The 12,321-nt window shown below is 65.8% G+C and carries 10 protein-coding genes; 9 read left to right on the forward strand and 1 reads right to left on the reverse strand.

Annotated features, from left to right (window positions below):
* The first annotated feature begins 12 nt into the window (after positions 1–12).
* The 8 genes from leuS to CJD35_RS05820 all read left to right on the forward strand — a co-directional run bounded on the left by leuS (position 13) and on the right by CJD35_RS05820 (position 9,708).
* Positions 13–2,541 (forward strand): leucine--tRNA ligase, encoded by a 2,529-nt coding sequence (gene leuS / locus CJD35_RS05785; RefSeq protein WP_017183187.1) that lies wholly within the window; start codon positions 13–15, stop codon positions 2,539–2,541.
* Between the two features lie 98 nt (positions 2,542–2,639).
* Complete coding sequence (gene lptE, locus CJD35_RS05790; protein ID WP_017183188.1) at positions 2,640–3,143, forward strand: LPS assembly lipoprotein LptE; 504 nt, start codon at positions 2,640–2,642, stop codon at positions 3,141–3,143.
* Complete coding sequence (holA, locus tag CJD35_RS05795; RefSeq protein ID WP_017183189.1) at positions 3,140–4,165, forward strand: DNA polymerase III subunit delta; 1,026 nt, start codon at positions 3,140–3,142, stop codon at positions 4,163–4,165. The genes lptE and holA overlap by 4 nt, the downstream gene beginning before the upstream one ends.
* A gap of 73 nt (positions 4,166–4,238) precedes the next feature.
* Positions 4,239–5,294, forward strand: coding sequence for a type III polyketide synthase (locus CJD35_RS05800; protein ID WP_086012010.1), 1,056 nt, complete (start codon positions 4,239–4,241; stop codon positions 5,292–5,294).
* Positions 5,291–5,965 carry a methyltransferase domain-containing protein gene (locus tag CJD35_RS05805; RefSeq protein WP_017183191.1) on the forward strand — a complete coding sequence of 225 codons (675 nt, stop codon included), beginning with the start codon at positions 5,291–5,293 and terminating at the stop codon, positions 5,963–5,965. The genes CJD35_RS05800 and CJD35_RS05805 overlap by 4 nt, the downstream gene beginning before the upstream one ends.
* A complete protein-coding gene (locus CJD35_RS05810) occupies positions 5,944–7,026 on the forward strand; it encodes an NAD(P)/FAD-dependent oxidoreductase (protein ID WP_017183192.1) in 1,083 nt (360 codons plus the stop codon). Before CJD35_RS05805 ends, CJD35_RS05810 begins: the two co-directional genes overlap by 22 nt.
* 31 nt (positions 7,027–7,057) lie before the next feature.
* The gene (gene msrB / locus CJD35_RS05815; protein ID WP_026002397.1) at positions 7,058–7,462 is read left to right on the forward strand and encodes a peptide-methionine (R)-S-oxide reductase MsrB; all 405 of its coding nucleotides are present in this window, start codon (positions 7,058–7,060) and stop codon (positions 7,460–7,462) included.
* Positions 7,463–7,623: 161 nt separating this feature from the next.
* Positions 7,624–9,708 (forward strand): transglycosylase domain-containing protein, encoded by a 2,085-nt coding sequence (locus CJD35_RS05820; protein WP_017183194.1) that lies wholly within the window; start codon positions 7,624–7,626, stop codon positions 9,706–9,708.
* 62 nt (positions 9,709–9,770) lie between these two features.
* On the opposite strand, the gene CJD35_RS05825 is transcribed toward CJD35_RS05820, so the two are convergent.
* Positions 9,771–10,760 (reverse strand): retroviral-like aspartic protease family protein, encoded by a 990-nt coding sequence (locus CJD35_RS05825; RefSeq protein WP_095686910.1) that lies wholly within the window; start codon positions 10,758–10,760, stop codon positions 9,771–9,773.
* A gap of 299 nt (positions 10,761–11,059) precedes the next feature.
* On the opposite strand from CJD35_RS05825, the gene rho reads away from it, so the two are divergent.
* Positions 11,060–12,316 (forward strand): transcription termination factor Rho, encoded by a 1,257-nt coding sequence (rho, locus tag CJD35_RS05830; protein WP_017183196.1) that lies wholly within the window; start codon positions 11,060–11,062, stop codon positions 12,314–12,316.
* Positions 12,317–12,321: the final 5 nt, after the last annotated feature.

Below are 12,321 nucleotides of genomic sequence, written 5' to 3' on the forward strand. Positions count from 1 at the left end.
GTAGGACAGGACATGCAAAGGCGCTTCAATCCGCTGGAGGCCGACGCCCGCTGGCAGGCGATCTGGGACGAGAAGCAGAGTTTTCGGGCGGACGATGCTTCGCCCAAGCCGCGATCCTATGTGCTGGAGATGTTCCCCTATCCGTCCGGGCGCATCCATATCGGCCATGTCCGCAACTATTCGATGGGGGACGTGCTGGCGCGCTTCCGCCGGATGACGGGGCATGAGGTACTGCACCCGATGGGCTGGGACGCGTTCGGCATGCCGGCCGAAAATGCCGCGATGGAGAAAAAGGTTCATCCGGGCAAATGGACCTATGAGAATATCGCCAATATGAAGGCGCAGCTCAAGAAACTGGGCTTTGCGCTGGACTGGAGCCGGGAACTGGCCACCTGCCACCCCGATTATTATGGCCATGAACAGGCGCTGTTCCTGGACATGCTGGACGCAGGGCTGGTCTATCGCAAGGAATCGGCGGTCAATTGGGACCCGGTCGACATGACCGTGCTGGCCAATGAGCAAGTGATCGACGGCAAGGGCTGGCGATCGGGCGCGACGGTCGAGAAGCGCAAGCTCAGCCAATGGTTCCTGAAAATCACGCAATTTGCCGATGATCTGCTGGAGGGCCTTAAAGGTCTGGACCAGTGGCCCGACAAGGTCCGCACGATGCAGGAAAACTGGATCGGCAAGTCGGTCGGGCTGCAATTCCGCTTTCAGCCGGTCGCGCCGTTCGAGAGCGAAATAGAGGTGTATTCCACCCGCCCCGACACGATTTTCGGGGCGAGCTTCGTTGCGATCGCGGCGGACCATCCGGTCGCGCAGCAGCTGGCGGCGGACAATGCGCAGGCGCAGGCCTTTATCGATCTGTGCAAGGCAGGCGGCACCACGGCGGCGGAGCTGGAAACAGCGGAGAAGCTGGGTTTCGACACCGGCCTGACCGTCACCCATCCGTTCGATCCCGCATGGCAACTGCCGGTGTTTATCGCCAATTTCGTGCTGATGGACTATGGCACCGGCGCGGTGATGGGCGTTCCCGCGCATGACCAGCGCGACCTCGACTTCGCGCACAAATATATGCTGCCGGTCGAGCGCGTGGTCGCGGCCGAGGGGGACGAAGCAGCGCCGATCCATGACGAAGCCTATGTCGGGCTGGGCAGGCTGGTGAACAGCCGCTTCCTCGACGGCATGGCGGTCGAGGAGGCCAAGGCCGCAGTCATCGCGCGGGCCGAATCCGAAGGATGGGGCGCGGGCAAGACGGTGTTCCGCCTGCGCGACTGGGGCGTGTCGCGCCAGCGTTATTGGGGCACGCCGATCCCGGTGATCCATTGTGCCGATTGCGGCGTGGTGCCGGTGCCCAAGGCGCAATTGCCGGTGGTGCTGCCCGACGATGTGACGTTCGACATCCCCGGCAATCCGCTCGATCGCCACCCGACCTGGAAGCATGTGGCATGCCCATCGTGCGGCAAGCCGGCGGTGCGGGAAACCGACACGCTGGATACGTTCGCCGATTCAAGCTGGTACTTCATCCGCTTCGCCAGCCAGCCCAAGGACAAGCCGTTCGAACGTGCGACGGTGGAGCAATGGTTGCCGGTCGGCCAATATATTGGCGGGGTCGAACATGCGATCCTGCATTTGCTCTATGCCCGTTTCTGGACGCGCGCGCTCCAGCATATGGGGCAATTGGGTTTTGCCGAACCCTTTACCGGCCTGTTCACGCAAGGGATGGTGACGCATGAGACGTATAGCCGCGAACAGGGCGATGGCCTGCCGCCGGTCTATTTCGCGCCGGGCGAGATCGAACGCGCCGCCGATGGCGCGACCCTGATCGCCGACAAGGCGCCGGTCGAGATTGGCCGGGTCGTCAAAATGTCCAAGTCCAAGAAGAATGTCGTCGATCCCGATGACATCATCGCCCAATATGGCGCGGACGCGGTGCGGTGGTTCATGCTGTCGGACAGCCCGCCAGAGCGCGACCTGCCCTGGACCGAAAGCGGGATCGAGGGATCGTGGCGCTTCATCAACCGCTTGTGGCGGTTGTTCGGTCAGGTCGAGACGGGAGCGGAAGGGCAGGACAAGCAGCTCGACCGCAAGCTGCACCAGACGATCGACGGGATCGCGAAGGACATAGAGGCGCTGTCCTTCAACAAGGCGGTCGCCAAGATTTACGAACTGGCCAATGCGGTGGAGAAAGCGGCACCGTCCGCGTCGCGCAACGCCGCCATTCGTGCGCTGGCGCTGCTGGTCGCGCCGATGACCCCGCATCTGGCGGAGGAAGCCTGGGCCGATATGGGCGAAACCGGCCTGATCGCCGACGCTGCCTGGCCCGAAGTCGATCCGGCTTTGCTGGTGGATGACGAAGTGACCATCGCCTGCCAGGTGATGGGCAAGCTGCGCGACACCATCACCGTGCCCAAGGGGACGGCGAAAGACGAATTGGAGCGTCTGGCGCTGGCCGCGCCCAATGTCATGCGCATCCTGGACGGGGCGACGCCCAAGAAGGTCATCGTCGTGCCGGATCGTCTGGTGAATCTGGTTATCTAACAATGTCCGTTCGGGCTGAGCCTGTCGAAGCCCCGCCCTTCTGCGAATAGAAGAACGGCCCTTCGACAAGCTCAGGGCGAACGGTTATGGAGGTTGGCATGAAATCTTGGCCCCTGCTCCTGAGCCTTCCGCTCCTCCTCACCGCCTGCGGTTTGCGGCCGGTCTATGGCGGGGGCGCTAACGGGGCCGTAGCGCAGACGTTGGGCCATGTCGATGTTCAGCCGATCGCGGGCAAGAATGGCTGGCTGATGCGCAATGCGCTCAATGACCGGCTGGCCGCGATGCAGCAGGGCGGGTCCGGGCCGCGCTACAAGCTGGTGGTCAAGCTGGACGACCAGATCAGCGGTTTCGGTCTGCGGTCCGACGCCGCCGTCACCCGCGAACGCCGCACGTTGCGCGCGCGCTATCAGCTGGTGGACGAAGCGACCGGCGCGCAGTTGCTGGACGACAGCGCCGGATCGGACGCGGGCATCGACGTCACGTCAAGCGAATATGCGACGATCGCAGCGGAGGATACAGCGCTGGAACGCCTGTCGCAGACCGTGGCGGACCAGATCATCGCGCGGCTGGCGCTCTATGCCAGCCGGGACGCCGCCCCTTGAAGGCCAATCGCGGCCAGATTGAAAAGGCGCTCGACGCGCCATCGGCGGCGCTGCGCTTCATCCTGCTCTACGGCCCGGACGAAGCCGCCAGTCAGGCGCTGGTCCGGCGGCTGGAACGGGCGATGGGGCCGGGGGCGGAGCGGGTGGACCTGGACGGGTCGACGCTGCGCGACGATCCGGCCCGGCTGGCGGACGAGGCCGCATCCTTTTCCATGTTCGGTGACAAGCGCTGGATTCGCGTGCATGGCATGGGCGAGGAATCGCTGCCTGCGCTGACCGCGCTGCTGGAGGCGGAGGCGGCGGGCAATCCGGTCATCGCGGTGGCGGGCGCGCTGAAAGCGACGTCCAAGCTGCTCAAGCTGACGCTCGATCACAAGGGGGCACTGGCTTTCGTGTCCTACCAGCCCGACGCGCGCGAATCGGAGCAGATCGCGATCGGCATCGCGCGCGAAGGCGGGCTGCGGCTGTCGACCGAACTGGCGCGGCGGATCGTCGATCTGGCCAATGGCGACCGGGCGCTGATGAGCGGCGAGGTCGAAAAGCTGATCCTCTATCTGGATGCCGCGCCCGACCGCCCGCGCGAGGCGACGGCGGAAGCGCTGGACGCATTGTCGGCCGACAATCCCGATACGGAGGTCGCGCCCCTGGTCAATGCCGTGCTGGGCGGCGACCTGAAAGCCATGCACCGCGAACTGACCAGCCTGTCGGAGGTTGGCGCAAGCATGGCGTCGGTCATTCGCCCGCTGCTGACCCGCGCCATGCTGCTGGCCAATATCCGCGCCGATTTCGACAGTAGCGGACGGCTGGAAGGCGCGGTCGAGGCGGCGGGCAAAGCGGTGTTCTGGAAGGAAAAGGGCGTGGTCACGCGGCAGGTACGGCTGTGGGACGCAACCGGCATCGCCCGTGTCATCCAGAGGCTGGCGCAGGCCGAGCGCGCGACCCGGTCCGGCCGGGGCACGGGCGACCTGCTGGTACGGCACGAATTGTTGACGATCGCGCGGCAGGCGGCACGGGAACGATAGACGCCGACGTGCGCTTTGACGAATAAGACAGGGTAGAGCGTGGCCATGTGCCAGCGCGCAACAAAGGCAGCGCATCATTTCGTCCACCGCCACCATCCAAGCCATCGGCACAGCCGTCCCCGCCACTGATGTCCACCCGGCCTTTATCGACTGGGCAGGCGCGCGCATAACCGACCCGCGGGAGCGGGCGCTGTTCATGCGGATGGCGCAGCGCAGCGGCATCCATCATCGCTGGTCGGTGCTGGACGGCGGCGGCGGATCGCCGACCGCGCAGGGCGGCTTTTACGGCGACGCCTGGCCGACGACGGCGCAGCGCATGGCCATCTATGCCGATGAAGCGCCGGCCTTGGCCGCGCGGGCTGTGGCGGCGCTGGGGGATCAGGTCGCGATCGACGGCATCACCCATCTGGTGGTCGCCAGTTGCACTGGCTTTACCGCGCCGGGCATCGACCAGCAGTTGATCAGGCTGTTGGGGCTCGATCCTTCGGTCGAGCGGCTGATGGTCGGCTATATGGGGTGCTATGCCGCGATCGTCGCATTGCGATCCGCGCGGCATATCGTCCGGTCCGAACCGGGCGCGCGGGTGCTGGTGGTGTGCGTGGAACTGAGCAGCCTGCATTTGCAGGCGAATGCGGAGGTCGAGCCGTTGCTGGCGATGCTGCAATTTGGCGATGGCGCGGCGGCGGCGCTGGTGAGCGCCGCGCCGGGCGGCATTGCGCTGGACCAGCCCTTTGCCATGACCGTGCCGGATACGGCGGGCCTTATTCGCTGGGATCTGGGCGACCATGGCTTTGCGATGCATTTGTCGGGCGAAGTGCCGGGCGCGATCGCGCAGGCGCTGGCGGGAACGGTGACGCTGCCGGTTCCGGCCGACAGCGTCGATATGTGGGCCGTCCATGCCGGGGGACGATCCATTCTGGACGCGGTGGCGCGCGCGCTGGACCTTGCCCCGGACGCGCTGGACCATAGCCGCGCGGTGCTGCGCGCGTTCGGCAACATGTCGTCGGCGACGCTGATGTTCGTGCTGGCGCGGATATTGGCCGGGCAGGCGACGGGGCAGGGCGTTGCGCTTGCCTTCGGGCCGGGCCTGGCGGCGGAGGGGCTGACCTTTCGCCGCGAAGCACCATGAAACGGTCGCTTGCCGACGAGCAGATGGACGCAGCCGACCTGCCCGCCAATGTCTATGCGCAGGTGCTGGCCGATCTCGACCGGGTGAACCGGGTGACGATGGCGGCGCGGCCGACGCTGGCCTTTCTGGATCGCGCTGTGACCGGGCCGTTCCGCCTGCTGGACGTCGGCTATGGCGATGGCGGTATGCTGCGGCAGGTCGCGCGTTGGGCAAAGCGGCGCGGCATGGCCTGCGAACTGGTGGGCATAGACCTTAATCCGCGCAGTCAGGCCGTGGCGCAGGCGCGGACCGATCCGGCCATGGCGATCGACTATCGCACCGGGGACTATGCCGCGCTGGCGCATGAACCATGGGACATACTGATTTCCAGCCTGGTGACGCACCATATGGACGATGCGGAGCGGCTGGCGTTCCTGCGCTTCATGGAGGATCAGGCGCGCATGGGCTGGTTCGTCAACGACCTGCACCGCCATGGCTTTGCCTATCATGGCTATCCCTGGCTGGCCCGGCTGCTGCGGGTGCATCCGATCGTGCGGGCGGACGGCCAACTTTCCATCGCGCGGAGCTTCGTCGCCGCCGAATGGCGGGCGATGCTGGACGCGGCGTATATCAGCGACGCGCGGATCGCGCGCGTTTTTCCGTTCCGGCTGTGCGTATCCCGGCGCCGATAATCGTCGGCGCGGGGCCGGCAGGCGCGGCGGCGGCCATGCGGCTGGCGCGGGCAGGGGCGGCACCGCTGCTGATCGACCGGCACACTGTGCCGGGCGATGCGCTGTGCGGCGGGTTCCTGAGTTGGGCGACGATCGCGCAGATCGAGGCGCTGGGGATAGAGGCGGCGGCGCTGGGCGGCCACAGGGTCGATAGGCTGGCGCTGTTTGCGGGCGGACAGGAAATCGTCCTGCCGCTCCCGGCGGCGGGCATGGGCCTGTCGCGTCATCGGCTCGACACGATGTTGCGGGCTGCGGCGCAGGAAGCGGGCGTCACGTTACGCCTGGGGCGCGCGGTGCGGACGCTGACGCCCACCACGATCACGCTGGACGATGGCGACGCGATCGACTGGCACAGCCTCTTTCTGGCGACGGGCAAGCATGACCTGCGCGGCGCGGCGCGGCCCCATGGCGGCGCGGACCCGGAACTCGGCCTGCGTCTGCGCCTGCCGTCCAGTCCTGCGCGGCGCCGGCTGATCGGCAGCCGGATCGAACTTCATTGGATCGATGGTGGCTATGTCGGGCTGTTGTTGCAGGAGGATGGCAGCGCCAATCTGTGCATGGCGGTGCGCAAGAGCGCGCTGGCAGCGGCGGGCGGGCGTCCGATTGCCCTGATTGCGCGGCTGGCCGACCTCTCGCCCGCATTGGCCGACCGGCTGGGCGAAGTGCCGGACGATGCGCAGGTCGATGCTATTGGCGATGTGCCCTATGGCTGGCGCGCGACGACAAGCTGGCCGGGTCTTTACCGGCTGGGCGATCAGGCGGCGGTGATCCCGTCGCTGGCGGGGGAGGGGATCGGCATCGCGCTGGCCAGCGCGGCGGCGGCGGTGGCGCGCTGGCAGGGGGAGGGGCGCGATGGCGCGGTCCGCTATCAGAGGGATTTTTCCCGTCGCGCGATGCTGCCGCTGCGCGCGGCGGCCGGGTTTCGCGCGCTGGGACGCTCGCCGGGGCTGCTGCGGCTGCTGACCGCGACGCCGGGGGCGGCACGCCTGGCGATGCGGCTCACCCGGATCGCGGATGCTTGATCGGCGCGCTGCCAGCGCCCATATTGCGGCCATGGACAAGATCAATCTGACCGATGCCGAATGGCGCGAGCGCCTTTCCCCCGACCGTTATCATGTGTTGCGTGAGGGCGGGACGGAGCGGGCCTTTACCGGCAAGCTCAACAGCAACAAGGCCGACGGCGTCTATTATTGCGCTGGCTGCGGCGCGGAACTGTTCGACGCGGAAGAAAAATATGACAGCGGGTCGGGCTGGCCCAGCTTTACAGCGCCCGTGGATATCGACGCGGTCGAGGAAATCCGTGACACCAGCCATGGCATGATCCGTACCGAGGTGCGCTGCGCGAAGTGCGAGGGGCATCTGGGCCATGTGTTTCCCGATGGTCCGGGCGTCAACGGCCTGCGCTACTGCATGAACAGCGCTTCGCTGGACTTCAAGCCGCGCGACGGCGACGCGTAGCCGTTCCGCACGAGATGCGCTTTTGGGCGCAATTTCATGGATGGATCGTTCATCGCCCGTAAAGCGGCCATCGTCATGGAGACGATCTAGGCAATTTTCCGGGCGGGACGCATGAAACATGCTGGCCGGGGCCGGGATTAGCGGGTATCCGGGGCGCACAGATGGCAGGATCAGGCAAGAGCAAGGGCACGCCGGGCAAGGCGAAGCGATGGCTGGTTCGCGGCCTCAAGATCAGCGTCGCGGCGGGTGTCGCCGGGCTGCTGGCGGTGGTGATCGCCGTCGTCATCGCAATGCAGTCGCTGCCGGACTACAATAGTCTGAAATCCTCCCCCAATGGCCAGATGATCCGCGTGCATGCCGCCGACGGCAGCGTCATCGTATCGCTGGGGCCAAGTTTCGGGCGCTGGATGGATTATGACCAGATCCCCAAGGTCATGGTCGACGCGATGATCTCTACCGAGGACAGGCGTTTCTACCTTCATCCCGGCGTCGACCCGATCGGCATGGCGCGCGCGGCCTGGGTTGCGGTGGAAAATCGCGGCAAGGGCCGCCGCTGGCAGGGCGCATCGACCATCACCCAGCAGGTGACGCGCAACATCTTCCTGAACAACAGCTATAGCTGGGGCCGCAAGGTGCGGGAAATGGTGCTGGCGATGGCGCTGGAGCGCAAATTTTCCAAGCGCCAGATCCTGGAACTCTATCTGAACAAGGTCTATTTCGGTGGCGGCGCCTATGGCATCGACGCGGCCAGCCGCAAATTTTTCGGTCACTCCGCCACGACGCTCGATCTGCCCGAAGCCGCGATCATCGCGGGGCTGGTCAAGGCGCCGTCCAGCTATTCGCCCACCGCCGACGCCGAAGCCGCGATTGGCCGTGCGGGCGTGGTGCTGGACCTGATGCGCGACAATGGCGTGATCAGCGCATCGGAACGGGCGGCGGTCGACATGCAGGGGGTGAAGCTGGCCCCCGAACCGCCTCAGAACAGCGTGCGCTACTTTACCGACTGGGCGCTGCCCCAGCTCGACGTGCTGATCGACGAGCCGAACGAACCGCTGGAAGTCTATACCACCATCGACCTTAACATGCAGAAGGCGGCGACCGCCGCGATCCAGGCCAATGTGCCCGCGGGCACGCAGGGTGCGCTCGTGTCGCTCGACCGTGACGGGGCGGTGCGGGCGATGGTCGGCGGCCTCGATTATGTGACGTCCAATTACAACCGCGCGACCACCGCGACGCGCCAGCCCGGATCGGCATGGAAAATCTTTGTCTACATGGCTGCGCTGGAGGCGGGCTATACCCCCGACACCGGGATCACGGACGAACCCGTCGACATTAACGGGTGGAAGCCGCGCAACAGTTCGGGGCGTTTTTCCGGCGATATCGATATCCGCACCGCCTTTGCCTATTCGATCAACACGGTCGCGGCGAAGCTGGGCGTCGAAGTCGGCTTTCCGACCGTCGCCGACATGGCGCGTCGTTTTGGCATCACCACGCCGATCAACACCCATCCGTCCATGGTGCTGGGCACGTCGGACGTGCGCCTGATCGACATGACCCGCGCCTTCGCCTCGATCGCGCGCAAGGGGATTGCAGTGACGCCCTATGGCATCACCAAGGTGACGACCGCCGACGGGCGGCTGTTGTACGAGCATCAGGACGATACCAGCCGCGTGCTGGTCGCGCCCTGGGTCGCGGCGGGGATGACGGACCTGATGCAGACCGCCGTCAGCACCGGCACCGGCAAGGCGGCGCAGATCGGACGGCCCGTGGCGGGCAAGACCGGCACGACCACCAGCAACAAGGATGGCTGGTTCCTGGGCTTTTCCAGCGGCGTCACCACCGGCGTATGGATGGGCCGCGACGATGCCCGCGCGGTCGGCGGGTTGCAGGGGGGACGCGCGCCGGCCCGCGCCTTTGCCGACTATATGAAGGTCGCGGTCGCCAAACGCCCGGTCGAACCGTTCGAAACCGAAGTGACCTTGCCCGAATGGCAATTGGAGCCGGACGCCGAAGCTTATTATGGCAGCCCCGACAATGGCGTCGATGACGGCATGATGGTGGACGAGAATGGCTTGCCGATCGAGCGCGCCCGTCCCGCGCAGCCTGATCCGCGCGACGATCAGGACATGGAGGTCGATCCGCAGGACCGTCTGTCGTCGCAGCGGATCGACCAGCAATGGATCGACAATGTGCTGGGCCGCGACCGTCAGCGCCAGCCGCCTCCGCGGCCAGCGCCTGGTCCGTAGGGTTTGATCACGTCACCCTGATCCATTCGAAGCGAACGGAGGTTTTTGCCCCGCTCGCTCGATTACTGGACGGGCAGTTTATCCGGCGGCACTGCTGCCGCCAGCTGCGTCTGGCTGATCGCGCTGGCGTCGGGCAGAAGGAAATCCACCTTGCCCCGGCCAAAGTCGATTGCGACCCGGTCGAATATCCGCAGCGCGCTGATCCCCAGCAGCAAGGCGGGCTTGTCCTTCATGCCCAGTTCGGCAAAGGGGCTGGCGTCGGCGAACAGCACGGGCACCTGGATCAGGTTGACCCGGCCCATCCGCACCGATTTGATCCGCCCCACCTGGCCCGTCAATTGCCCGCCGGTAACGCTGGTCAGCACGGCCTCCGCCATGTCCGGCGCGCGCTTCTTGGCGATCAGCCGGTCGCGCAGCGCCAGATTGCCGATGCTGAAATGACTGCCTGTGTCCAGCATGACGGCGACCGTCATGCCGTTGACTTCGGAATCGAGCAGGATCAGCTGGCCGCGCCGCCGCCGCGCCTCCACCACGATGGCGTCGGGGTCTATGGCGATGCGGCGGCGTGATCCGCCGCTGGCGCTGATTTCCATCCGCCCGGTGCGGAAATTGAGCAGCAGCCGCTTGGCGTGCAGACTGTCCAGCCCCAGCAGGCCCGGCGCGCCGAGATTCTCGCCCTCCAGCACCGGCGCCTCGATATCGTCGATCGTCCCGCCGCCAAAGCCCAGCTTGGGCACCGCGACCGTCTCCGCTTCCGTCCGGCCGGTCATGCTCAGGATCGTCACATTGGCGCGGGGCGGCAGCGCCAGCTGCTCGGCCAGATCGCGGGCAATGACGGTGCGCTGCGATCCGGTGTCGATGATGAAGTTCCACGGCCCCTTGCCGTCGATATGAATGGGGATGGTCACCCGTTCGTCAGGCGACGGGCCGGTACGGACGATGGCTGGCGGCACGGCGGGATCGAGCGCCGGCGCGTCCTGCGCGGCCAGCGGCGCTCCGGCGGTCATCAGGCCGACCATCGCCAGGCCGATGGCCAGCGCCCCCAGCCCCATGGCCCCTGACCCTGTGAGCCGGTGCCGTCCCATTGCCGCATCCTTTCCCGATTTTATCGGCCCGTTATAGCATGAAGCCGCGTGGTCGCACCAGCGACACTCTTTGGCCCGAAACCGCGCTGAAAAGCCATTTTCTCTGGTCCCTGCCCATAGTCCCGCCTTGACTTGGGCCGGCCCGCTTCGCTAAATGCGCGCATTATCGACCCTGTCCGTCCTGGGCAGGCGTCTGGCGGCGTCCTGCTTGCCTGTATCTCGCCGTTTCCGGCACAATTCTCCTCTCGTCATCGGATCGACTCGCAATGCATCTCAAGGACCTCAAGAAAACCGCGCCAGCCGACCTCGTGCAACTTGCAGAGGAACTGGGCGTCGAGGGCGCGTCGACCCTGCGTAAGCAGGATCTGATGTTCGCGATCCTGAAGGCCGAGGCCGAAAATGGCGAGCAGATCATGGGCGAGGGCACGATCGAGGTGCTGCCCGATGGCTTTGGCTTCCTGCGCAGCCCGGAAGCCAATTTCCTGGCCGGTCCCGACGACATCTATGTCTCGCCCAATCAAGTGCGCCGCTTTGGCCTGCGCACCGGCGACACGGTGGACGGCGAAATCCGCGCACCCAAGGACGGCGAACGCTATTTCGCGCTGGTGAAGCTCAACACCGTCAATTTCGACGATCCCGATGTGGTCCGCCACCGCGTCAATTTCGACAATCTGACGCCGCTCTATCCCGAACAGAAGCTGACGCTCGATCCGGGCGACCCGACCCAGAAGGACAAGTCGGCGCGCGTCATCGACATCGTGTCGCCGCAGGGCAAGGGCCAGCGGACGCTGATCGTCGCGCCGCCGCGCGTCGGCAAGACGGTGATGCTCCAGAACATCGCCAAGGCCATTACCGACAATCATCCCGAAGTGTTCCTGATCGTCCTGCTGATCGACGAGCGCCCGGAAGAAGTGACCGACATGCAGCGCAGCGTGAAGGGCGAGGTCGTGTCTTCCACCTTCGACGAACCCGCCACCCGCCACGTCCAGGTCGCCGAAATGGTGATCGAGAAGGCCAAGCGGCTCGTGGAGCACAAGAAGGATGTGGTGATCCTGCTCGATTCGATTACCCGCCTGGGCCGCGCCTACAACACGGTCGTTCCCTCGTCCGGCAAGGTGCTGACCGGCGGTGTGGACGCCAACGCGCTCCAGCGGCCCAAGCGCTTCTTCGGCGCGGCCCGCAATATCGAGGAGGGCGGTTCGCTCTCGATCATCGCCACGGCCCTGATCGACACCGGCAGCCGGATGGACGAAGTCATCTTTGAAGAATTCAAGGGCACCGGCAATTCCGAAATCGTGCTGGACCGCAAGGTTGCCGACAAGCGCATCTTCCCGGCGCTGGACGTCGGCAAGTCGGGCACCCGCAAGGAAGAATTGCTGGTCGACAAGGCCAAGCTTTCCAAAATGTGGGTGCTGCGCCGCATCCTGATGCAGATGGGTACGATCGACGCGATGGAGTTCCTGCTGGACAAGATGAAGGACAGCAAGACCAACGAAGATTTCTTCGATTCGATGAACCAGTAAGCGGG

This window comes from Sphingobium xenophagum (assembly GCF_002288285.1).
GTDB classification, from domain to species: Bacteria; Pseudomonadota; Alphaproteobacteria; order Sphingomonadales; family Sphingomonadaceae; genus Sphingobium; species Sphingobium xenophagum.

What these genes read in the sequence shown, in the direction of transcription:
- leuS (WP_017183187.1), top strand. Translation starts at nt 13, where the DNA reads ATGCAAAGGCGCTTCAATCCGCTGGAGGCCGACGCCCGCTGGCAGGCG.
- lptE (WP_017183188.1), top strand. Translation starts at nt 2,640, where the DNA reads ATGAAATCTTGGCCCCTGCTCCTGAGCCTTCCGCTCCTCCTCACCGCC.
- CJD35_RS05805 (WP_017183191.1), top strand. Translation starts at nt 5,291, where the DNA reads ATGAAACGGTCGCTTGCCGACGAGCAGATGGACGCAGCCGACCTGCCC.
- msrB (WP_026002397.1), top strand. Translation starts at nt 7,058, where the DNA reads ATGGACAAGATCAATCTGACCGATGCCGAATGGCGCGAGCGCCTTTCC.
- CJD35_RS05820 (WP_017183194.1), top strand. Translation starts at nt 7,624, where the DNA reads ATGGCAGGATCAGGCAAGAGCAAGGGCACGCCGGGCAAGGCGAAGCGA.
- CJD35_RS05825 (WP_095686910.1), bottom strand. Translation starts at nt 10,760, where the DNA reads ATGGGGCTGGGGGCGCTGGCCATCGGCCTGGCGATGGTCGGCCTGATG.
- rho (WP_017183196.1), top strand. Translation starts at nt 11,060, where the DNA reads ATGCATCTCAAGGACCTCAAGAAAACCGCGCCAGCCGACCTCGTGCAA.